Origin of the sequence: Deinococcus depolymerans, from assembly GCF_039522025.1 — a bacterium.
Classification (GTDB): domain Bacteria; phylum Deinococcota; class Deinococci; order Deinococcales; family Deinococcaceae; genus Deinococcus; species Deinococcus depolymerans.
In genome coordinates this window covers 125,627-146,897 of record NZ_BAAADB010000014.1, presented here as the reverse complement: position 1 = coordinate 146,897, position 21,271 = coordinate 125,627, and the positions used below count along the sequence as shown (strand labels likewise).

General features: G+C 71.2%; 24 protein-coding genes, 3 tRNA genes and 1 rRNA gene. 11 read left to right on the top strand and 17 right to left on the bottom strand.

The window, feature by feature from the left end:
* A 16S ribosomal RNA gene (locus ABDZ66_RS09470) occupies positions 1–108 on the top strand; the annotation flags it as partial.
* 152 nt (positions 109–260) lie between these two features.
* Here the strand turns inward: ABDZ66_RS09470 and ABDZ66_RS09465 are convergent.
* The 4 genes from ABDZ66_RS09465 to ABDZ66_RS09450 all read right to left on the bottom strand — a co-directional run bounded on the left by ABDZ66_RS09465 (position 261) and on the right by ABDZ66_RS09450 (position 1,797).
* Positions 261–1,370 (bottom strand): nitric oxide synthase oxygenase, encoded by a 1,110-nt coding sequence (locus ABDZ66_RS09465; protein WP_425544416.1) that lies wholly within the window; start codon positions 1,368–1,370, stop codon positions 261–263.
* 101 nt (positions 1,371–1,471) lie between these two features.
* A tRNA-Arg gene (locus ABDZ66_RS09460) sits at positions 1,472–1,548 on the bottom strand.
* Between the two features lie 59 nt (positions 1,549–1,607).
* Positions 1,608–1,681: transfer RNA gene (locus ABDZ66_RS09455), tRNA-Gly, on the bottom strand.
* Positions 1,682–1,720: 39 nt separating this feature from the next.
* Positions 1,721–1,797: transfer RNA gene (locus ABDZ66_RS09450), tRNA-Pro, on the bottom strand.
* A 127-nt stretch (positions 1,798–1,924) separates the two neighbouring features.
* Here ABDZ66_RS09450 and mqnP point away from each other — a divergent pair.
* From mqnP to ABDZ66_RS09420, 6 genes are all read left to right on the top strand, one after another.
* Positions 1,925–2,791 (top strand): menaquinone biosynthesis prenyltransferase MqnP, encoded by an 867-nt coding sequence (gene mqnP / locus ABDZ66_RS09445; RefSeq protein ID WP_343758143.1) that lies wholly within the window; start codon positions 1,925–1,927, stop codon positions 2,789–2,791.
* Positions 2,773–3,084, top strand: coding sequence for a hypothetical protein (locus ABDZ66_RS09440; RefSeq protein WP_343758141.1), 312 nt, complete (start codon positions 2,773–2,775; stop codon positions 3,082–3,084). Before mqnP ends, ABDZ66_RS09440 begins: the two co-directional genes overlap by 19 nt.
* A 60-nt stretch (positions 3,085–3,144) precedes the next feature.
* The gene (locus tag ABDZ66_RS09435) at positions 3,145–3,600 is read left to right on the top strand and encodes a hypothetical protein (protein ID WP_343758139.1); all 456 of its coding nucleotides are present in this window, start codon (positions 3,145–3,147) and stop codon (positions 3,598–3,600) included.
* A 395-nt stretch (positions 3,601–3,995) separates the two neighbouring features.
* On the top strand, positions 3,996–4,586 hold the full coding sequence (locus ABDZ66_RS09430) for an adenylate/guanylate cyclase domain-containing protein (RefSeq protein ID WP_343758137.1): 591 nt from the start codon (positions 3,996–3,998) through the stop codon (positions 4,584–4,586).
* A gap of 49 nt (positions 4,587–4,635) precedes the next feature.
* Positions 4,636–5,313 (top strand): response regulator transcription factor, encoded by a 678-nt coding sequence (locus ABDZ66_RS09425; RefSeq protein ID WP_010887388.1) that lies wholly within the window; start codon positions 4,636–4,638, stop codon positions 5,311–5,313.
* A 345-nt stretch (positions 5,314–5,658) separates the two neighbouring features.
* Entirely contained in the window at positions 5,659–7,284 is a 1,626-nt protein-coding gene (locus ABDZ66_RS09420) for a sensor histidine kinase (protein ID WP_343758135.1), read from the top strand.
* A gap of 78 nt (positions 7,285–7,362) precedes the next feature.
* Here ABDZ66_RS09420 and argR read toward each other — a convergent pair whose 3' ends face one another.
* The 5 genes from argR to ABDZ66_RS09395 form a co-directional block, all read right to left on the bottom strand.
* The gene (gene argR, locus ABDZ66_RS09415; RefSeq protein WP_343758133.1) at positions 7,363–7,833 is read right to left on the bottom strand and encodes an arginine repressor; all 471 of its coding nucleotides are present in this window, start codon (positions 7,831–7,833) and stop codon (positions 7,363–7,365) included.
* 32 nt (positions 7,834–7,865) lie between these two features.
* Entirely contained in the window at positions 7,866–9,107 is a 1,242-nt protein-coding gene (gene coaBC / locus ABDZ66_RS09410) for a bifunctional phosphopantothenoylcysteine decarboxylase/phosphopantothenate--cysteine ligase CoaBC (protein WP_343758131.1), read from the bottom strand.
* 101 nt (positions 9,108–9,208) lie between these two features.
* On the bottom strand, positions 9,209–9,853 hold the full coding sequence (phoU, locus tag ABDZ66_RS09405) for a phosphate signaling complex protein PhoU (protein WP_088248791.1): 645 nt from the start codon (positions 9,851–9,853) through the stop codon (positions 9,209–9,211).
* A gap of 184 nt (positions 9,854–10,037) precedes the next feature.
* On the bottom strand, positions 10,038–10,958 hold the full coding sequence (locus ABDZ66_RS09400) for a sensor histidine kinase (protein ID WP_343758154.1): 921 nt from the start codon (positions 10,956–10,958) through the stop codon (positions 10,038–10,040).
* Between the two features lie 59 nt (positions 10,959–11,017).
* Complete coding sequence (locus ABDZ66_RS09395; protein ID WP_343758128.1) at positions 11,018–11,707, bottom strand: response regulator transcription factor; 690 nt, start codon at positions 11,705–11,707, stop codon at positions 11,018–11,020.
* 241 nt (positions 11,708–11,948) lie between these two features.
* On the opposite strand from ABDZ66_RS09395, the gene metK reads away from it, so the two are divergent.
* Complete coding sequence (gene metK, locus ABDZ66_RS09390; RefSeq protein ID WP_343758126.1) at positions 11,949–13,160, top strand: methionine adenosyltransferase; 1,212 nt, start codon at positions 11,949–11,951, stop codon at positions 13,158–13,160.
* A gap of 223 nt (positions 13,161–13,383) precedes the next feature.
* On the opposite strand, the gene coaD is transcribed toward metK, so the two are convergent.
* The 3 genes from coaD to ABDZ66_RS09375 form a co-directional block, all read right to left on the bottom strand.
* Positions 13,384–13,920: a pantetheine-phosphate adenylyltransferase gene (gene coaD, locus ABDZ66_RS09385; protein ID WP_343758124.1), complete on the bottom strand. Its 537-nt coding sequence runs from the start codon at positions 13,918–13,920 to the stop codon at positions 13,384–13,386.
* Between the two features lie 12 nt (positions 13,921–13,932).
* A complete protein-coding gene (locus tag ABDZ66_RS09380) occupies positions 13,933–14,526 on the bottom strand; it encodes an RsmD family RNA methyltransferase (RefSeq protein WP_343758122.1) in 594 nt (197 codons plus the stop codon).
* 67 nt (positions 14,527–14,593) lie between these two features.
* Positions 14,594–14,872, bottom strand: a complete 279-nt coding sequence (locus tag ABDZ66_RS09375; RefSeq protein ID WP_425544415.1) for a hypothetical protein — start codon at positions 14,870–14,872, stop codon at positions 14,594–14,596.
* Between the two features lie 45 nt (positions 14,873–14,917).
* Between ABDZ66_RS09375 and ABDZ66_RS09370 the strand changes: the two genes are divergently transcribed.
* Both ABDZ66_RS09370 and ABDZ66_RS09365 read left to right on the top strand, forming a co-directional pair.
* Entirely contained in the window at positions 14,918–15,187 is a 270-nt protein-coding gene (locus ABDZ66_RS09370) for a DUF3248 domain-containing protein (protein WP_189065281.1), read from the top strand.
* 25 nt (positions 15,188–15,212) lie between these two features.
* Complete coding sequence (locus ABDZ66_RS09365; protein WP_343758119.1) at positions 15,213–15,707, top strand: DUF3809 domain-containing protein; 495 nt, start codon at positions 15,213–15,215, stop codon at positions 15,705–15,707.
* A 141-nt stretch (positions 15,708–15,848) separates the two neighbouring features.
* On the opposite strand, the gene rsfS is transcribed toward ABDZ66_RS09365, so the two are convergent.
* The 5 genes from rsfS to cdaA all read right to left on the bottom strand — a co-directional run bounded on the left by rsfS (position 15,849) and on the right by cdaA (position 20,262).
* On the bottom strand, positions 15,849–16,226 hold the full coding sequence (gene rsfS, locus ABDZ66_RS09360; RefSeq protein ID WP_343758117.1) for a ribosome silencing factor: 378 nt from the start codon (positions 16,224–16,226) through the stop codon (positions 15,849–15,851).
* A 232-nt stretch (positions 16,227–16,458) separates the two neighbouring features.
* Complete coding sequence (locus tag ABDZ66_RS09355) at positions 16,459–17,727, bottom strand: LCP family protein (RefSeq protein ID WP_343758114.1); 1,269 nt, start codon at positions 17,725–17,727, stop codon at positions 16,459–16,461.
* Positions 17,724–18,272 (bottom strand): bis(5'-nucleosyl)-tetraphosphatase (symmetrical) YqeK, encoded by a 549-nt coding sequence (gene yqeK / locus ABDZ66_RS09350; protein ID WP_343758112.1) that lies wholly within the window; start codon positions 18,270–18,272, stop codon positions 17,724–17,726. Before yqeK ends, ABDZ66_RS09355 begins: the two co-directional genes overlap by 4 nt.
* 188 nt (positions 18,273–18,460) lie before the next feature.
* Positions 18,461–19,417 (bottom strand): CdaR family protein, encoded by a 957-nt coding sequence (locus tag ABDZ66_RS09345; protein WP_343758110.1) that lies wholly within the window; start codon positions 19,415–19,417, stop codon positions 18,461–18,463.
* An 11-nt stretch (positions 19,418–19,428) separates the two neighbouring features.
* Complete coding sequence (gene cdaA / locus ABDZ66_RS09340; RefSeq protein WP_343758108.1) at positions 19,429–20,262, bottom strand: diadenylate cyclase CdaA; 834 nt, start codon at positions 20,260–20,262, stop codon at positions 19,429–19,431.
* A 229-nt stretch (positions 20,263–20,491) separates the two neighbouring features.
* Here cdaA and ABDZ66_RS09335 point away from each other — a divergent pair, with 229 nt between their 5' ends.
* Complete coding sequence (locus tag ABDZ66_RS09335) at positions 20,492–21,172, top strand: metal-dependent hydrolase (RefSeq protein WP_343758106.1); 681 nt, start codon at positions 20,492–20,494, stop codon at positions 21,170–21,172.
* Positions 21,173–21,271: the final 99 nt, after the last annotated feature.

Genomic DNA, 21,271 nt, shown 5'->3' with positions numbered 1-21,271 from the left:
CTGAAACCGCCGGGAGCTTCACGGCAGGCGTCTAGGCTGTGGTTCATGACTGGGGTGAAGTCGTAACAAGGTAACTGTACCGGAAGGTGCGGTTGGATCACCTCCTTTCTATAGGTCACGTCGACAACACCAGATTGCGTCTACTACGCCCCGAACCTTCCAAGGTCCGGGGCGTTTTTCTGTTCCCCTGCTCGTGCCCCTTCCTGCTGCCCGGTGGGGCAGGGGCCGGTGGTGCTCTGGCCGGTGGCTGGGCGGGCCGGTCAGGGATGGAAGGGGCACACGCCGGGCCGCGCCGCCCGCCACGCCGGGAGTTGTGTTGTGAAGTTGGGACGCACCTCCCGGTCGTCGTACTGGCGGTCCCACAGCGGCGTGGTGGCGGGGGCCATGGGTGGCACCAGCCAGGACCAGCGGCCCTGCACCGGGCGACCGGCGCGGGCTTCCAGCGCCTCGAAGTGCCGGAACTGCCGCGTGACCGCGTGGTGATCCGCGATCCGCACGCCCGCCTGATCGAAGGAGTGCAGCACCGCCACGTTCAGTTCCAGCAGGGCGCGGTCCACCCACAGCGAGCGGCGGGAGGTCGTATCGAGGCCCAGGGCCGCCGCGACGGCCGGCAGCTGATCGTAGCGGCCCTCGTCGCTGAGGTTCCGCGCGGCGATCTCGGTCTGCAGGTACCAGCCGTTGAACGGAGCGGCGTGAAAGGACTCCCCGGCGACCTCCAGGGTCAGGTTGCTGATGACCGGCAGCGCGTGCCAGCGCAACCCCAGCTCCCCGACGGCCGGGCAGGTGGGGTGCGTGATGCGGACCTCGTGCGCCGCGTCAGCCGGCAGGTCGAACAGGCGCACCTGCCCGCCCGCCTCGATGGCCAGCGGCAGCACGTCGAAGCGGGTGCCCGGCCCGCCCGCCCAGCCCAGGTGGCGCAGGTGGTCGGTCAGGTCGGCGTTCTGCGGGTCGCCGAGCACGCTGCCGTCCGGCTGGCGGTACCCGGCGTAGCGGATCAGCTGGTCGTTGTGAATGCGGACGCCCGGCCCGAACACGCTCATGGTGGGCAGGATCCGCCCGCCATTCAGCGCGCCGCGCAGGTGGGCCAGCAGGTGCGCGAACACCCCGTCATGGTCGGTCACGTGGCGCAGGTCGTTCACGCGTAGCGTCTGCCAGGGCAGCCGGCCCACGCAGCGGGTGCTGTTGCGCCACGCGACCCGCGCGCCGAACGTCAGTTCGTCGGTGCTGAGGGTCAGGTGGCCCCGGTACGCCTCGGCCTGCCGTTGCCGCAGGCCGGGCCGGCCGGTCTCGGTGTGGTACAGGTTCAGGAAGTCAAGCGCCTCGCGCTGCGCCTGCTCATGTCGCGGAACGAACGCTGGCATGACGGACATGCTGCCGCGGCGCGCCACGCAAAATGTCCCCGCCCCCAGCACGCCCACTGGACTGTGAAGGAGGCAGAAACCCCCCGCCCGGCAGGGGAGGGGGGTGAAGGTGGCGCGCCCTGCAGGACTCGAACCTGCGACCGACCGCTTAGAAGGCGGTTGCTCTATCCAGCTGAGCTAAGGGCGCGTGGGGGAACATCGGCGGAGCGGAAAGCAAAATGGCCCCCTGGGGTGGGGGCCGGTCTGTGGAGCGGGATCACGGATTCGAACCGAGGCCAGAAGCTTGGAAGGCTGCTGTGCTACCACTACACCAATCCCGCGTGCGGCGCGCTGCGTCGTGCTGTCCCGGAGGAGCAGTCTGGTCGAGGCGACAGGATTCGAACCTGCGACCCCTTGGTCCCAAACCAAGTGCGCTACCGGCCTGCGCTACGCCTCGTCAAGCAACGCGCGCCCGAGCACTATAGCAAAAAGATCGCGGCGTGGTGTGGGGCAGCGGGCCTCCCGGAGGCGTATTCTGCGGCATTGTGAGTGAAGGCGCCGCGGGAACCAGCAGGAGATCACGCTTGAAAACCTACCTTGAACTGGTCAAGTTCGAACACACCGTGTTCGCGCTGCCGTTCGCGTATGCGGGCATGCTGCTGGCCAGCATTCAGGAGAACGGGACCGGCTGGCCCGGCTGGAGCGTGCTGCTGTGGGTGACGGTTGCCATGGCGGCCGCCCGGACCGCCGCCATGGGCGCCAACCGGGTCATCGACCGGTTTATTGACGCCCGTAATCCCCGCACGGCCGGCCGGGAGGTGCCGAGCGGGAAGGTCAGCCCGGCGCAGGCCTGGACGCTGGTGATCGTCAGTCTGATCGTCATGGCGTTCGCGGCGGCGCAACTGAACCCGCTGTGCCTGGCGCTGCTGCCGCTGGCAGTGGTGTTCCTGATCGGTTACCCCTACACCAAGCGGTTCACGTGGCTGTGTCACGCGTGGCTGGGCGTGACGGACGGCGCGGCGGCGGCCGGAGGGTGGATCGCCGTGACCGGCGAGTTCGCGCCGCCCGCCTGGGCGTTGTGGGCGGTCGTGATCTTCTGGATGATCGGCCTGGACGTCATCTACGCCACCATGGACCGTGACTTCGACGTGGCGAACGGCATCCGGAGCATCCCGGCGCGTTTCGGGATTCCGCGCGCGCTGCGGATCGCGGCGGCCAGCCACGCCCTGACCTTCGCGTTGCTGCTGCTGGTGGGTGTCCTGGCGGGCGCGAGCTTCTGGTACTACCTGGCGGTGGCGGTGATGGGCGGCATCCTGCTGTTCGAGCACCGCATCGTGAACCCCGGTGATCTGGCGCGCGTGAACGTGGCGTTCTTCGACGCGAACATGTGGCTGGCGCTGACCATGCTGGCCGGCGTGATTGCGGACGTGACGTGGCGCACCCTGACCTGACGGACCTGCGCGCACTGGTCCCGCCGGCCGCCGCGCGGGCCTTCGCGGACGGGGACGACCGCCTGACCGCGACGCTGCTGCAACGCGCCAGGGACCGGCAGGCGCCGGGCACGCTGGCCTGGGCGGTGCTGGAGCGGCTGCTGGGACTGGCGTTCATTCACGTGCAGCGCGAGGTGGAGGGCACCTTCGCGCTGGAACGCGCCGACGCCATCCTGGACGACACGTGGCCGCAGGTGTCGCGCGGCGGACTGGACCGCCCGGACCTGGACTGGCTGACCCCCCGGCCGGAGTGATCCGGAGGCCGTCTGGCCGGCCGGGGGCGTGCGGGGCGGATGCGGTAGACTCGCCGCCATGTGGAATTCAGGGCCTGGAGGGCAGCGTTGACGCTGGAAACGTCCGAGCGGGAGTTCGCCGGACGCTTCGAGGAGTTCGCGGCGACCGGCGTGCTCTACCCGCAGCGGGAGGGCAGTCCGCTGCTGGAGTTCGCGGCGGGCGGCCGGGTGCTGTACCTGTTCGACCGGTCGGGGCCGTACGCGGCGCTGCCCGGTGAGGCGCGCGTGGTGGTGCACGGGGTGCTGGACCCGGCCTTCACGCGGCGCCTGCCGGGACCGGCGGCCGAGAGCCTGACGGTCCTGGGCGTCTCGGGTGTGGAGGGCCAGGGAACGGTGCTGGCGGTGCGGGGCGCGGCGGTGGTCGTGCAGGCCCGGCTGCCGCTGGTGCTGGGGTCCTTCGAGGGATTGCCGGCGCTGCGGGTGGGGGACTGGCTGGCTTTCCGGACAGTGCCGCCCCTGCACGGGTTCCTGCTCTGATCCGGACGCCGCTCGCAGGTGGGCGCCGCCCGGGGCGGTGGCGGGGTGTGAACGAACCAGACGGCCGTCCGTGTGATACGGACTCCGATTGAATGGGCTGCAAAGGCCATTCAATCGGAGCGGACTCGTAGAGCTGCGCTGCAGAGCGAGCAGGAGAGAAACGCCCCTCCGGACGTGGAGTTGGCAGATCGGTGGTGTTCCGATCTGTCAACGAAACAAACGGAATCCGTGTGACGCGACGTTCCGGGTTCCCGGGCTGGCCCGCGGTGCATCCCGGGCCGTTGTTACGCGGTCAGTTGCAGATCTGGTGTGAAGCGGAGGGCCAGCCCGGCTGCCAGCGCCGGGTCGGCCCCTGGCAGGCGGGCCGACCTTCAGGCATGATGAAGGCATCTCTTATGGCTGATCTGCTGCTTCCCCTTCCCGGTGCCCACGACAGCACCCACGCGTGCTTCGTGCTGGTCGACCTGGTGGGGAGTACCGCGATGGCCTGCCAGCTTCCGCTGCGCAACTACCAGACCCTCATGCAGGAATTCGTGCAGGTCATGATCCTGAGCTTCGAGGCGCGCGGCGGGCAGGTGCTGCAGCATCAGGGGGACGCGGTCCTGGCGTGGTGGCCGCTCGAGCAGGCCGGCGCCGCCTGCGCCGCGGCGGCCGAGGCACACGAGCGCGCCGCGCGCCTGACGCTGGCCGCCAGCCTCGGCCAGCGCCTGCGCCTGCGGGCCGGGGTGTCCGGCGGCGAGGTCATCATGGGCGTCGTGGGCGGACAGAACAGCGCCTACGGCCTGCCCGTCAACTACGCCACGCGCCTGTGCGACGCTGCCGAGCCCGGGCAGACGCTGGTGTGCGACTCGGCGCTGGCACACGCCGGCGGCCTCCCCACCCGTCCGTACCAGCCGCTGCAGCTGCAGGGCTTCGGTGAGAACTGCCGCGCGCACCTGCTGCTGCCGCTGCGGGCGCCCGCCGCGCGAGCTGCGGATGAAAGCTGATTAAGCGCCGCGCCCCTCTTCTCATGAGAACGGTCCATAGACTGACCGCATGGAACGCAAGCCCCTGGTACTTGTCATCGAGGATGAGAAAGACATCGCTCGGTTTATTGAACTCGAACTCGCGGCCGAAGGGTACGCCACCGAAGTGGCCTTCGACGGCGTCACCGGTCTGTCCAAATTCCGTGAAGTCAACCCGGACCTCGTCATCCTGGACCTGATGCTCCCGGTCCTCGACGGCCTGGAGGTCGCGCGGCGCATCCGCAAGACCAGCAACACGCCCATCATCATCCTGACCGCCAAGGACGGCATCCAGGACAAGGTCGAGGGCCTCGACAGCGGCGCCGACGACTACCTGATCAAGCCGTTCTCCATCGAGGAACTGCTGGCCCGCGTGCGCGCCCACCTGCGCCGCGTGAACCCGGCCGTGACCGGCGAGGTCCGCGTGGCCGACCTGGTCATGAACCTCGACGGCCGTGAGATCTTCCGGGGTGGGCGCCGCGTGGAACTGTCCGCCAAGGAGTTCGAGCTGCTGGAACTGCTGGCCCGCAACCCCGGCAAGGTGTTCTCCCGCTTCGAGATCGAGGAGAAGGTCTGGCCCGAGTACACCGGCGGCAGCAACGTCGTGGACGTGTACATCGGTTACCTGCGCCGCAAGCTGGAAGAGGGCGGGGAGCGCCGCCTGATCCACACCGTGCGCGGCGTCGGCTACGTGCTGCGCGAGGAGTAAGACGGACTCCGATTGAATGGGCTGCAAAGACCATTCAATCCGAGCGGATGCGACTCGGAGAGCTGCCCTGCAGAGTGGGAGCTGGGCGGGTTCCGGACGTGGAGCTGGCAACCCGGTGCCCTTCCGGGTTGTCAACGAAACAAACGGCAGTCCGTACAAGACGGACTCCGATTGACGGGGGGGCGACAACCACGCAATCCGGGTGGATGCGACCCGCAGAGCGGTTCCACAGACGGCCTGACGGTGTCTCATCGCCGGGTGGGGGCGCCTCATGAGGCGGGCCGGTAGACTGCCGCACATGGACATGGCTGCCCCGCACGCTCCTCCCCACCCCCGCAGGGCCGCATGACGCTCCGCTGGCGACTCACGCTGTTCTACACGGCGCTGCTGGCGCTGCTGCTGACCACGGTGGGCGTGACCACGCTGTACCTGATGCGCAGCAGCCTGATCGCGGGACTCGACAACGAACTGCGCGGCACGTACACGCAGTTCACGAGTTACGTGCAGAGTACCCGCGTCTCCGATCAGCTGTCCCTGCCACTGGACGCCAGCCGTGACGAGCCGGGGCAGGTCCCGGACTCACTGATGCTGGCCCGCTACCAGTTCCCGAATTCCAGCCTGGCGCTCGAGCAGATCGACGTGTACGACCGGCAGACGCTGCTGGACTCGCTGGAACGCGCCCGCACGCCCGGCGAGCGCGAGGCGCTGTTCGGCACCCTGCGCGCCCTGCGGGACGCGTCACGCCGCTCGCTGGGCGTGGACACCGGGAAACCCATCACGCTGTCCGAGGCGGAACTCGCCGCCCTGATCCGTTCCAGTGGGGGGCAGCTGTTCCTGAACCACCCGGTGCAGGAACCCTACCGGCCCGCCCCGACCCTGATGCGCCTGATGGTCGTCCTGACGCCGCTGTCACAGGGACTGCCGGGCCAGGACGCACCGGGCAGCCTGCTGGGCAGCAGCGACGGCCTGAGCATCGTGTACGTCGGGCGTTCCCTGGCCACCGTGCAGGACACCCTCTCGAAGTTGCAGAACGTGATCCTGCTGCTGTTCGTGGTGGGCCTGCTGACCGCCGGGAGCGGCGCGTACGTGCTGGCCGGGCAGGCGCTGCAACCGCTGCGCCGCGTGCAGCGCGCCGCCGAACGCATCGGCGGGCAGACCCTGACCGAGCGCGTGCCGGTCCCGCAGACCGGGGACGAGGTCGAGTCGCTCGCCACGGCCCTGAACGCCATGCTGGGCCGGCTGGAGGACAGTTTCGACGCGCAGCGCCGCTTCACCAGTGACGCCAGCCATGAGCTGCGCACGCCGGTCACGGCCATCAGCGGGCACGCGAGTTACCTGTTGCGCCGCACCAACCCCAACGAGCAGCAGCAGGAGAGCCTGCGGATCATCCAGAGCGAATCCGAACGCCTGACGAACCTGATCGCCAGTCTGCTGCAACTGGCCCGCAGCGACAGCGGCGCGCTGGTCCTGACGCGCGAACCGATCTTCGCGCCGCTGTTCCTGACCGAGATCACCCGCGAACTCGCGCCGCTGGCCCAGGCGCAGCACACCACCCTCAGCACCACCGGGCAGGACGTGACCTTCGAGGGCGACCCGGACCGCCTGAAACAGGTGCTCATCAACCTCGTCAGCAACGCCCTGAAGGCCGGGGCGCAGACCGTCACGCTCGACAGCCGCCTCGTGGACCGCCCCGCGACCGGCGTGCCGACCGTGCGCCTGAGCGTGCAGGACGACGGGCCGGGTATCCCGCAGGGGCAGCTCGAGCGGCTGTTCGACCGCTTCTACCGCCTGGAGGACAGCCGCAGCCGCGACCAGGGCGGCGCGGGCCTGGGCCTGAGCATCGCGCGCGGCATCGTCGACGCGCACGGTGGGCGCATCTGGCTGGAAAGCGAGGTCGGGCGCGGCACCACCGCCTTCGTGGACCTCCCGGTGGGCAACGTGCCCGTGCTGGACGAGGACGACGTCCCGTGACCGGGGGGTGATGGTGAACGGTTGATGGTTGATAGAGGGGAACACCCCCTTCTAGCAACCATCAACTTTCCACGGTCCTTATCCCAGCATCAGGGCGTGGAATTCCTCCATGATGCTCTCGGCCTCGGCGGTGGTGCGGGCCACGACGAAGATGGTGTCCTCGCCGGCGATGGTGCCCACGATGTCGTCGCGGCGCACCCGGTCGAGCAGCAGCGCGACGCCGCTGGCGTGTCCCTCGGCGGTGCGGATGACGAGCATGTTCTCGCCGCGGTCCACGTCATGCACGAAGTTCTGGAACAGGCGGGCGAGTTCCTCCTGCGCGCCCACGTGTCCGGTCGTCTGGGCCAGGGCGTAGCGGTGGCGCCCCTTGCCGACCGGGAGGCGCACGAGGCGCAGTTCGTTGATGTCGCGGCTGACGGTCGCCTGCGTGACGCGGATGCCGGCCTGCTGGAGCCGCTCGACGAGTTCTCCCTGGGTGCTGACGCTCTCGCGCGCGATGATGTCCTGAATGCGTTTCTGACGCTGTTCCTTGCTGAGCGGTCCCGGCATTCCTCCCATGGTATGCATATTCAGTGAATTATTCAATGGGGCGGGGGTGGGGTTACCCGGCCCGGCAGTCGCCGCGCCGCCTCGTCCAGCAGCCGCCGCGCCACCTCCCGCTTGCTGACACGCGGCCAGTCCTCATGCGAACCGTCCGGGCGCACCAGCGTCACCTGATTGTCATCCCCACCGAACGCCGTGCCCTCGCGCGTCGGGTAGTTCAGCAGGATGAAATCCGCGTTCTTGCGCTGCGCCTTCAGGGCCGCGCGCTCCACCCCCGCGTGCGTCTCCATCGCGAAGCCCACCAGCACCCGGGCCCCCTTCTCCTGGCCCAGCTGCGCCAGGATGTCCGGGTTCGGCGTCAGGTGCACCGTCACGTCGCCCGCCACCTTCGCCTGCTTCTCGCCGCTCTGGGCGGCCGCGCGGTAATCCGCGACCGCCGCCGTCATCACCACGATGCCCGCCCCGCGCGCCGCCGCCACCACCGCGTCCCGCAGTTCCAGCGCCGACTCGATCCGCACGACCCGCATGCCCGCCGGGTCCGGCAGCGTCACCGGACCGGTCACCAGCGTCACGTCCGCCCCCCGGTCACGGGCCTCCTCGGCCACCGCGAAGCCCATCTTCCCGCTCGACGGGTTGCTGATGAACCGCACCGGGTCCAGGTACTCACGGGTCGGGCCGGCCGACACGACCACCCGCACGCCCGCCAGGTCCCGCAGCGGGGCGGTGGGGGAGAGCAGGGCCAGCGCCGCGTCCGCGATGTCGCCCGGCTCGCTCATGCGGCCCACGCCGCTGCCCTCGCCGCGCGTCCCGAACGCCCCCACCTCCGGCCCCAGGAACGCGTGCCCCCGGCCGCGCAGGGTCGCCGCGTTCGCCTGCACCGCCGGGTGCGTCCACATCAGCTCGTTCATGGCGGGCACCCACAGCACGGGAGCACGCACGCTCAGCAGCGTCGCCAGCGCCAGCGCGTTCGCGTGCCCGTGCGCCGCGCCCGCCAGCAGCTCTGCCGACGCCCCCACCACGACCGCCACGTCCGCCCGCGCGAGCGTCAGGTGCAGCGCGTCCGGCCGGGCCTCGAACCAGTGCTCGTCCGTGCCGACCGGCCCGTCCGCCGCGGTACTCAGGCTCAGTTCCGTGATGAACGCCAGCGCCGCGCGCGTGGCGATCACCTGCACCGCCGCCCCCCGCTCCCGCAGCCGCCGCAGCACCGACGGGGCCTTCACTGCCGCCATGCTGCCACCCACGATCACCAGCACGGTCGGCCCGGACTTCAACGCATTCACGCCCCACAGGATAGGGTGCGCCGGGCGCCCAGTAACGCCGCGCCCCCGGCAACGGCGCGGGCCACCCCCAACCAGGAGTGGCCCGCGCCGGAGGACGGCGTTCAGCCCTCGCGCTGCCCGGTCACCCAGTAACGCACGCGCTCGGCGATGTTCTCCATGTGGTCGCCCACGCGTTCGAGGCTGCGGCCCACCCGCATCAGCATCAGCGCCTTGCTGATGTTGCGGGGGTCCTCGAGCATGTACGTGACGAGTTCACGCTGGATCTGCTCGTACAGGTCGTCGACCTCGTCGTCCATCTGCACGGTCGCCTCGGCGCGCGTCACGTCACGGTCGGCGATGGCGGTACGCAGGTTCTCGCTCATCTCGCCCAGCCGCTCGAGCATCCGCGCGAGGTTCACGTAGCGCTTGAGGGCCGGGGCCTGCGCGAGCTCCGCGCCGTCCTCGGCGACATGCACCACGTAATCGCCCATCCGCTCGATGTCGCTGAGGCTCTTGAGGATCAGCGCGACCATCCGCAGGTCCCGCGCGACCGGCTGGTGCAGCGCGATGATCCGCAGGCACTCGGCCTCGATCTGCGCCTCCTGGGCGTCCACCTCGCGGTCCAGGGCCTTGACTTCCGGCAGGCGGTCCACGTTCTCACGCAGCAGCACGTCGGCCGCCACGGGCAGCATCCGCTCGACCGTGCCGAGCATGTTCAGGGCGCCGTTCAGGACGGCACGTAGATCGTTTTCAAGGGCTTCACGCATGGGAACTCCTGTTCATGAACGTATCACTCTGCGGGGGCCGGCGTGTCACCGCGCGATCAGCGCCCCGGCCGGAGGCAGGAAGGGAAGACTGGACTGGCGGCGCAGGGCACGCCGGAACGCACCTACAGCGGCGCAGGGCACGCCGGAACGCACCTACAGCGGCGCAGGGCACGCCGGAACGCACCTACAGGCCCAGGCCGCCCACGCCGGGCAGCGTGAAGCAGAAGGCGTTCGCGTCACCGCGCCGCTCCGCCCACGCCTGCCCGCCCCAGCCCTGCACGATGCTCCGGACGATGTACAGGCCCATGCCGCTGCCCTGCCCGGTCGCCGCGCGGCCCCGCGTGTGCGCCCGGAACAGGTTCTCGGTATCGGGAATCGGCGTGCCGCGGTCAAGCACGCTGACCTCCACCCAGGTGCCCCGCTCGGCCGTGGCCACCTCGACCCGCTGCCCGGCCGGGCCGTACTTCAGGGCGTTCTCGATCAGGTTCAGCAGCACCTGCAGCAGCTTGTCCGGGTCGGCGCGCACCAGGTGATCCGCGCCGAAGGTCACGGACGCCCCGCGCGCCTGCAGTTCGGCGCTCAGCAGCCGCTCGGCCCGCGTGAACGCCTCGGCCAGCGGCAGCGTCCGCGCCCGCGTGGGCCGGAACCCCACCGCGAGGTCCTCGACCAGCCGCGCCAGCCGCTCGGTCTCCTGCAGACCCTGCCGCACGAAATTCTGCGACAGGTCGCGCGGCATGTCGTACTCCAGCGCCTCCAGCACCCCGCGCAGCGCCGCGACCGGCGTGCGGAACTCGTGCGAGAGCACGGCCGTCGCCTCGCGCAGCTCCGCCTCGCGGCGGCGGTGCTCGGTCACGTCCTCCACGATCAGCGCGCCGTACTCGCCGTTGCGGGTGGCCGCGCAGCGCAGGGTGCGGCCCGTGACCTCCAGTTCCAGTTCCCCGCCGCGTTCCAGCAGCGTCTCCAGGGTGTGGCGGCGCACGACTTCCAGCACCGGGCGGCCCGAGGCGCGTTCCTGCGGCACCCCCCACAGCCGCGCGGCCGAGGCGTTCACGCGCGTGACCAGCCCCGCGCGGGTCAGCAGGACCGCCTGCGGCAGCGCGTCCATCCACGCGTCACCGGACGCCTCGGCCGTCACGGGGCCGGCCTCCGGGGGCAGGGGCGGCGTCACGGGGCGTCCGTCCAGGGGCGCATGCGGTAGCCCTTGCCGCGCACCGTCTCCAGGAAGCCGGGACGGCTGGGATCGTCCCCCAGGTGCGCGCGCAGCTGCGTCACGTGCTGGTCCACCGTGCGCTCGCCGCCCAGGAAGTCCGCGCCCCACACCCGGTCGAGCAGTTCCGTGCGCGAGTACACCCGGCCCACGTGCTGCGTCAGGAACGCCAGCAGGTCGAACTCCCGGCGGGTCAGGTTCAGGCGCGCGCCGCCCACGCGGGCCTCGGCGGCGCCCACGTCCACGGTCAGCGGGCCGTTCGTCATGGTGGGCGGCACCTCCGGCTGCGTGCGCCGCAGCAGCGCCCGCACCCGCGCGACCAGTTCCGCCGCTGAAAACGGCTTGGTCAGGTAGTCGTCCGCGCCGGATTCCAGCCCCTCGACCCGCTCGGCCTCGGCGGCGCGGGCGGTCAGCATCAGCACCGGCAGGCGGCGCAGTTCCGCGTCGGCCCGCAGGCGGCGCAGGAACCCCAGGCCGCTCTCGCCGGGCAGCATCCAGTCCAGCACCAGCGCGTCCGCGCCGCCCAGGGCGTCCAGGGCGCCGGCCGTCGACGCCAGGGCCGTGACCCGCAGCCCCGCCCGCTCCAGGTGAAAGCGCAGGACGTCCCGCACCGTCCCCTCATCCTCGATGACAACGACGTGGCTCATTGCCCTCATTCTGAGCCCTCCGGTCAGCCCCGTGTCAGGGCCCGCGCGGCCCGGCCCGGAACGGGGGAAACCCTGGCTTTTCGTCCTTTTCACCCTCCGCGCGGTGCGGTACGCTGCGGAGCGACACGGCCCTCCCGTCCGGCTTCAGCTGATCCGGGCCGGGCCGCGCCGTGCGGGGACCGCAGCGACATCCCTCTCCAGGCGGTTCTGTGAGACGCCCCCCCGCACGCAAGGAGTCAGTATGCGGAAGTACTACACCTCGGAATCGGTGTCCGAAGGGCACCCTGACAAGCTCGCCGACTTCATCTCGGACAGCATCCTCGACGAGTTCCTGCGCCAGGAACCCACCAGTCGCGTGGCTGTCGAGACCCTCCTGACCACCGGCATGGCCGTCGTGGCCGGCGAGGTGCGCGCCGAGACCGCGCACGTGGACGTGCAGAAGACCGTCCGCGAGGCCGTCAAGCAGGTCGGCTACACCCGCGCCAACTACGGCTTCGACGCCGAGTACAGCGCCGTGCTGGTCAGCATTCACGAGCAGAGCCCCGAGATCGCCACCGGCGTGGACACCAGCGAGGAGTGGCGCGCCATGACCCCCGAGCAGCGCGCCGACCCGGCCAACGCGCACTCCATGGTCGGCGCGGGCGACCAGGGCCTGATGTTCGGCTACGCCACCGACGAGACCCCGGAACTGATGCCGCTGCCCATCAGCCTCGCGCACAAACTCACGCGCCGCCTCGCCGAACTGCGCAAGGACGGCACCCTGCCGTACCTGCGCCCCGACGCCAAGGCGCAGGTCACGGTCGTCCGCGACGGCGAACCCCACGAGGCCACGCAGACCCTGGTGGACACGGTCGTGATCAGCACCCAGCACAGCGACGACGTCACGCAGGAAACGATCCGCGCCGACATGCTCGAACACGTCATCCGCGCCGTGATCCCCGCCGAGTACCTGACCGACGACACCAAGTACTTCATCAACCCGTCGGGCCGCTTCGTCATCGGCGGCCCGCACGGCGACACCGGCCTGACCGGCCGCAAGATCATCGTGGACACCTACGGCGGGGCCGTCCCGCACGGCGGCGGCGCCTTCAGCGGCAAGGACCCCACCAAGGTGGACCGCAGCGCGGCGTACTACGCCCGTTTCATCGCCAAGAACGTCGTCGCGGCCGGACTGGCCCGCCGCGCGCTGGTCGAGATCGCGTACGCCATCGGCCGCGCCGGCCCCGTCAGCCTGCGCGTGGACACCTACGGGACCGGCACCGTCAGCGACGAGCAGCTGGCCGCGCTGATCGCCGCGCACTTCGACGCGCGCCCGCAGGCGATCATCGCGGAACTGGACCTGCAGCGGCCCATCTACGCGCAGACCGCCGCGTACGGCCACTTCGGCCGCCCGGAATTCCCCTGGGAGCAGACGCCCAAGGCAGAGGCGCTCAGGGCCGCCGCCGGACAGTAATACGGACTCCGATTGAATGGCTGACAGAGCCGTTCAATCCGAGCGGATGCGACTCGGAGAGCTGCGCCGCAGAGGAGGAGCCGGGCGGGTTCCGGACGTGGCGTTGACAGATCGGTGCTGTTCCGGATTGTAGGCGAAACAAACGGCAGTCCGCATAAGGGCGCACTGAAGGAGGGGGGGGCCGGACACGCCAGTGGTGTCCGGCCCCCTCCCTGCTGCGCGCTCAGCCCAGCTGCGTCTGCCGCTGCTCCTGCTTCTCGGCCTCGCGTTCGGCGTACACGTCGGCGTGTTTGCGGCGCAGGGCGCTGGCACTGGCACGCGGGACCATCTCGCTCACGTCCCCTCCGTAACTGGCGATCTCGCGGACCATCGAGCTGCTCACGAAACTCCAGCGGGTGGCGGCCATGATGAACACCGTCTCGGCGTCCCCGATCTGGCGGTTCAGGTGCGCGATCTGCAACTCGTACTCGTAGTCGCTGACCGCCCGCAGGCCGCGCAGGATCACGCTGCCCGGCTCCTGGCGGGCCATGTAGTCCACCAGCAGCCCCCCGAAGGTGTCCACCCGGACGTTCGGCAGGTGCGCGGTCGCCTCGCGCAGGATGTCCATGCGCTCCTCCAGCGTGAACAGGTGGCGGCCCTGCTTGCGGGCATTGTGCATGACCGTGACCGTCACCTGGTCGAAGATCTTCGCGGCGCGCGTCAGGACGTCCATGTGCCCGCTGGTGATGGGATCGAACGATCCGGGAAAGACAGCGTTCATAGCCCCGTCACCTTACCCTACTTCCGCCCCGCCGGTCCCGCCTTCGGGCAGGTCGGCCGCCCCGGCTTCCGGCCCGTCAGAGGGTTCGTCGCGTTCGTAGATGGTCAGGCTGTTGCTGCCGTACTCGCGCACCTCGCGGGTGTACCCGGCCCGTTCGGGCAGGCGGGTGCGGTCCGGGTGCTGGCAGATCAGCAGCCCGCCGGGCCGCACCACGTTCCGCGCGAGCAGGTTCGCGGCCAGCGCGGGAATGTCCACGTCGTACGGCGGGTCGCTGAATACGATGTCGAACGGCCCCAGTGCGGGCATCAGGCTCTGCGCGTCGCCCTTCAGGATGCGGGCGCGCAGGCCCAGCGCGCGGGCGTTCGCCTCCAGCGCCTTCACGGCGCGGCCGTCCATCTCGATCAGCGTCACCCCGTACCCGCGGCTGGCGGCCTCCAGGCCGATGGCGCCGCTGCCGCCGTGCATGTCCAGGAAGGTGCCGCGCGGCAGCCGGGCGGCCAGCAGGTCGAACAGGCTCTTGCGGATGCGGGCGCCGCTGGGCCGCGCACTCGCCGGAACCTCCAGCGAGCGGCCCTTGGCACTGCCGCCCAGGATGCGCAGGCTCATACGGACTCCGGGCGGGCGGCAGGGAGAAGCAGGAAGGCAGTCATCCCCACAGGATACGGGCTGCTCCTCAGTCCAGGAACGCCTGCGCCGCCTCGAAGCCGGCCAGGGCGTCCGGGCGCAGCTGCCAGTCCTCGCCGCTGCGGGTCGCCTGCCCGGCCTGCACCAGCCGGTTCAGTTCGGCCTCCACCCGCTGCTGCACGCGCCGCAGCGGCATGCCGTCGGCACCCTCCACGCCCCGCCAAGTCAGGAACGCCCGGTGAAAGACCGGCAGGCTGTCCAGGCCCACGCGGGTCTCCAGGGCGCGCCAGCTGAGGCCGGCAGCGGGATCGTCGGTCATGTCTGTCATGTTCCCTGTTCTACCCGCCGGGGCCCGCCGCGTACAATGACCCGCATGAGTGCCGACCTTCCCAGCGACCTGCCCGGCGACCCGAACGGCGACCCCCCGGTCACGCCGGACCTGCTGCGTCAGCTCGAGGCGCTCGGCGGGCAGCTGGTCTGGCGCATCGGGAAGGACGAGGCCAGCGACGACGTGATCGTCCGGCTGGGGTTCGCGTCGGCCACGCCCCGCTTCGCGCACCTGTCGCGCCTGCGCAGCGCCGGGGACGCCGAACTGCAGGCCGCGCTGGCCGAGAACCGCGTCGTGATCGAATGGGTGGACTGACCCTGACCGCCCGCCGGAGCCCCGCGTGATCTTCGACGCCGAGCAGACCTTCACGCTGCCGTACCCCGGCCCGCCCGCCGACGCGCTGGCGTTCGTGCGTGACCCCGCCCGCGCGCTGGGCCGCCTGCGCTTCCTGCGGGACCTGCGCGCCGGCGAAGGCGGCGTGCGCGGCGAACTGGTCGTGCCGCTGCCGGGCCTGGGGGACGCCGACCTGCCGTTCCACAGCCTCCTGAGCCTCACGCCGGACGGCGCGAACCTGATCCCGCAGGCCCTGAGCGGCGAGCGCGCCTGGGTGGAGGTCGCCGGGCAGGCCCGCGCGGAGGGCACGGACCTGCAGTTGCTCCCCGCATTGCACTTCACCTTCCAGTTCCGCGCGCACCTCGCCACGCCCGACGCGCAGGGCTGGGGCGGCGCGGCCTTCGAGAAGATGATCCGCGCCGCCGCCAGCCGCACCCTGGACCGCGTGGCCCGCGAACTGCCCGGCAGCATCCAGGCCGCGCTGCCCGCCCCGCCCGCCTGAAACGGATTCCGTTTGTCTCGTTGACAACCCGGAACGGCACCGGGTCGTCAACTCCACGTCCGGCGCCCGTATGCCTGAACTGACCCAGGATGGGAACCGGCCCTCACCGCTGGGGGAGGGCCGGTCGGGAGCGCCGCAGGGTCAGGCGGTGGTGCCGGTCTGCGCTTCCGGGAAGTCCATGGCGCGCGCGTCGCTCCAGAGGCCCTCGAGGTCGTAGTACTCGCGGGCGTCCTTGGTCATGATGTGCACGATCACGCCGCCGCCGAAGGCGAGCAGCAGCCAGCGTTCGCTGGGGCCTTCCACGCTGGGGCGGGGCAGGCCCGCGGCCATGGCCTTCTCGCGGATGTTCTCCTGCACGGCGTTCAGCTGCAACCCGGCGGTGGCGGTGCAGATCACGAAGTACTCCAGGGTGGAGCTGACGTCGGTCAGGTCGAGCACGGTGACGTCCTCGGCGCGGCGTTCACGGGCGGCGTCCACGATGGCGTGCAGTTGCTTCAGGGTGGTGGTGTCTGGGGTCATGGGTACTCCGGGTGGGGGTGGTGAGGGTCGGGGGGCGGCGCGGCGGGCGCTGCCGGGGCGGGCAGGGGCGCCGGTCTCGGCGCGGTGAGCGCGGCCCCGGCCTCATGGCGGGCCGGTCTGGACCGGCCGTGAACGGACGGCGGGCGGCGCAGCAACAGGTCAGTGTACAGGTCCGCGCCACGCCGAAGGCGACGCCGCTCACGTGCCGGGCCGGAACAGGCGGCTGGACGGCTTAATTCCCGTCGGGGGGGGTGGCGGGTGGGCCGCCCAGCGCCGCCAGTTGCGCCAGGCTGCCCTGCGCGTCGCGGCCCAGCAGCACGCCCACCTCACCCGGCGCGACCGGGAAACGCTCGCCCTGCAGGCGCGGCAGGTTCAGCAGGTCGGCCAGCGCCCCGGCCTGCGCCACGTCCTGCTGCGTGAACACCTGACTGGCCTCCTGGCTGGCCGGGGCGACCGTGACCTGCACGTCCGGGTAACCGAGCGCGGTCAGGGCCGTCTTCAGGCCCGCTCCCAGGTTCGCGCCGCTGGCGTCCACGACCGTGACCTTCACGGCCGGCGCGTCGGTGACCGCGGCGGGCGTGTCGCCCCACAGCGCGGCCAGCCGCTCGCGGTTCACGGCCAGATTGAACGTGCCGGGAATCTCGTCGGTGGGCAGCGTCGCGAAACTCAGTTTCAGCTGGCCCAGGAAGGGCCGCAGCGCCGCCAGCGTGTTGGGGTCTGCGTTCGTCTCCACGCCGTTCCCGATGCCGCCCAGAATGGTGGGCAGCGCCGCGAGGCCCTGCGCGGACTTCAGGCGGCCCGCCAGTTGCGTCAGCGCCTGCTTCTGGTGGTCAATGCGGCCGTAATCGTCCCCGAAACCCTTACGGACCCGCAGGAACAGCACGGCCTCCTTGCCCTCCAGGTGGTGCGGCCCGGCCGGCAGTTGCAGGTTCACGCCCGCCGCCTGATCGATCCATTCGATGCCGCCCTCCGGGACGGTCACGTCCAGGCCGCCCAGCGCGTTGATGACCCGCTCGACGTAATCGGTACGGACAATCACGTACGAGTCCACCCGCTCGCCCGTGATGGTCTCCACCGCCCGCGTCAGGGCCTCCGGGCCGCCCGCGAAGTACTGGCTGTTCACCTTCTGCGCCGCGATGGACCCGAAACGGTCGAAGGGCCCGACGTTCGTGTCACGCGGAATGTTCAGCACCCGCACGCGGGCGCCGTCCACCTTGACCAGCATGACCGTGTCGGTGTTCGGCGGCTGCACCAGCCCGGTCCGCTGGTCCTGGTTCTTGCAGGGCTGCTGGTAGTAGCAGTAAACGATGTCCCGCCCGGCGATCAGCACCGTGAACTGCGGCGCCGCGCCCGGCATGACCGACGAGGCGGCCGTCCGGCCGGCCCCGCTGAGCAGCGCGAAGCCCCCCAGCGACAGGCAGGAGAGCGTGAGGCCGAAGGCCTGCAGGGCGCGCAGCCCGGCGATGCGGGGCGCGCCCGGGGTGGACGAGGGGCCGGTCACGGGCGGCGGGGAAGCGGAGTCGACTCCGGCGGGGACTGTTGGGCGATGCACGGCAGCGCATGATAGGCCTGCAGCGTGCGCGGATGCACCTGAATGCCGCGCCCCTGCAGGTACGTGACCTTCGAGACGATGGCCCGCTCCAGCGCCGCGTTCAGGTCCCGCAGCGCCAGCTCGCGGATGTCGGCGTTCACGCCGCGGCCCGGCTCGGACACGTCCGCGATGTACACGCAGGCCGCCACCGGATTCCCGCCGCGCGGGCCGGTCGTGTGATCCTCCACGGCGTCCAGCACCACCGGGTCCTGGTACCCCCAGCGTTCCAGCAGGACCCGCGCTGCCCGGCCGTGCAGCGCCAGCGGGTGCCCGGCGTCGATCTCGCACTCCGGCGGGGCCAGCCGCAGCAGTTCCGCGTCCGGCAGGTCCCGCGCGATGTCGTGCAGGATCCCGGCCGCGTAGGCCCGCATGTCGTCCAGCCCGTTGGCGAGCGCGATCTGCGCGGCGAGTTCCGCCACGCGCAGCACGTGTTCATAGCGCCTGGGTCTGACCATCAGACGCACGCGCTCCTCCCAGCCGGTCCACTCCGCCACAGGGTGCCGGGGTACAAGGAGCTGGGCAATCACAGGGGCATGTGGCCGCTTCTCCACATCATGCCTCCGACTATACGACGCGCTCCCCCCGCCCCGCTGACTTCCAGGTCACTTTCCGGCGGTGGGGCGACGCCCCCCCCGCGGCCCGCCTACGGCGCCGACGGCGTGACCCGCTCGACCGTCAGGCGCACGTTCACGGTCTCCAGCGCCTGCGCGCCCGCCGGCACGGCCAGCTGCACGGCCCCCGTGTACGTCCCCACCCGGTACGTGACCGTGCCCGCCACCTCCCGCAGGCGCGCCAGCAGCTCGGGCGCCGCCACGACCCGCACCGTGCTCGGCTGCACGCTCACGGCCGTCACCCGCAGCGTCGGCGGCGGATCGTTCAGCACCACCCGCACCGTCTTCACCGGTAACTCCCCGGTATCCAGGCGGCGCACCGTCACCGTCGACGGACTGGCCGTGACCCCCTCGACCGGCCGGCCCGCCGCGTCCAGCGCCACCAGCGGCACCTCCCGCTCGGCCCCGGCAGCCAGCGCCGCCGGACTGGTCACCAACCGCGCCACGGTGGACACCACCCGACCCGCCCCGGACACCCCCGCCTCGGCCGGCAGCACCACGTACCGCGGCACGCTCGCCTCCGGCGGGGACGCCACGCTCAGCGTGACCGGCAGCGTCCGCGTCACCTGCGTGTCCAGGAACCCCTGCACCCGCGCCGGCGTCTGCCGCTGCACCTCCGTCCCGTTCGGCGCCGTCACCGTGACCGGCTGCGTGAAACTGCCCTCCGGAACGCCCGTCACATCCACGACCGCCTCGATGTTCTCGGCCTGCAGTTCCCGCAGCCGGTCCGGACGGCCCCGCAGGGTCACCCGCACCGACGACGGACTGAGGTTACTCGTCGCGCGTTTCTCCTGCCCGTTCCCGGTCGTGTCCCGCACCGTGACGGGCACGTCGAACCCCTGCTCCACGTTCGCGCGCCGGTCCCCGGTCGCCACGAACCACAGCGTCACCGACACGCCCAGCGCCAGCAGTTTCGGCCCCAGGTTGTGCGTCCCCCGCGCCCAGGCGTACCGCGGGTCCAGCCAGCGCCGCAGGCTCTCCAGCCGCACGCCCCCGCCCCTCACCGCGCCCCCCCGGCCGGCGCGTCCCGCTCCGCGTCCCCCGGCCCGTCCCCGGCCATTCCCGTCACCGGCGCTGCCAGGAACGCCGTGCGGTCATACACCAGCGTCCGCAGCTGCTCACGCAACTCGGTGCCGTTCAGGTCCGGTCCCAGACGCCCCCCCAGCGCGATGCGCATGCTGCCCCGCTCCTCACTGACCACCAGCACCACCGCGTCCGTCAACTCCGACAGCCCGATCGCCGCGCGGTGCCGCGTGCCGTACCGCCGGTACGTGCCGTCACTCGACTGCAGCGGGAACAGGCACCCGGCCGCAATCACCCGCGAACCCTGAACGATCACGCCCCCATCATGCAGCGGCGCATTCCGCGCGAACAGCGCCTCCAGGAACGGCACGCTGACCAGCGCGTCCAGCGACACGCCCGTCGCCGCGTACTCCCCCAGCGGCGTGCGCCGCTCGATGGCGATCAGCGCGCCCGTCTTGCGCTCCGCGAGCCGCTCCATGGCCCGCGCCAGGTCCTGCAGGGCCGCGCCGCTCGCGCCCACCTCCCGCGCGCGGGGCCGCCCCACCCGCTCCAGCGCCGCCCGCAACTCCGGCTGGAACAGCACCACCAGCGCGAAGATCCCCACCGTCCCGGCCCGGCCCAGCAGGTAACTCAGGGTCGGCAGGTTCAGCACCTGCGCCGCCACCCACACCCCCGCGAACACCAGAATGCCGCGCACCACGTTCACCGCCCGCGTCCCCGCCACCAGCAGGTACCCCTGGTACACCAGGAACGTGACCAGCAGGATGTCCAGAACGTCCCGGACATTCACCTGACCGAAGGGGGTGGGCATGACGTGAACGGCACTCCTTTCAAGAAACGGGACGGAAACAGGCGGCGTTGCGCGCCCACTATACGGCCTGACCCGCTCCCCACACCGTCCGCCGGCCCCCAGACTTCACCTGAAGAAACCCGCAAGATGAAGTCCTGCGGCGCCCAGGCGTCCCCCGGGCAGGTCCGGCGTCCCCCCCCAGCCCCGAACCGGCTCGGAACACACCGACCTCCCTGGACAGGAGACACCCATGAACATTCACTTCATCGGCCACAGCACCTTCATGCTCGAAAGCGGCGACCACCGCCTGCTGATCGACCCGTTCATCCAGGGCAACCCCCAGGCGACCATCAGCCTGCAAGACGCCCTGAACTGGAACGTCACGGCCGTCCTGATCAGCCACGCGCACGGCGACCACTGGGGCGACACCCTCGACTTCGCCCGCCGGGGCACCCCGGTCATCGCCACCGCCGAGATCGCCGGGTACGCCCAGCAGCACGGCGCGACCCACGCGACCGGCATGAACATCGGCGGCACCTACCGCGCCGACTGGGGCCAGGTCACCCTCACTCCCGCCTGGCACAGCAGTTCCTTCCCCGACGGCACCTACGGCGGCATGCCCACCGGCCTGATCATCGAACTCGGCGGCCAGCGCGTGTACCACGCCGGCGACACCAACCTCTTCAGCGACATGAAGCTCATCGGGGACCGCGGCCTCGACGCCGCCATCCTGCCCATCGGCGACCACTACACCATGGGCCCCGAGGAAGCCGCCCGCACCCTCGACCTGCTGCGCCCCCGCGTCGCCATCCCCATGCACTACGGCACCTTCCCGCCCCTGACCGGCGACCCTGCCGTCTTCCAGCGCGAGGGACAGGCGCGCGGCGTGGACATCCGCATCCTGGCGCCGGGTGAACACACCACGCTGTAGAGCAGTTGCCATGAAGATGCAGTCTGTCTGGCCGAGCGGACCTGGAACGCTCCGCAGGAGAGCGGGGGAATGCTGACGGGCCGGACGGACGGGAACAGC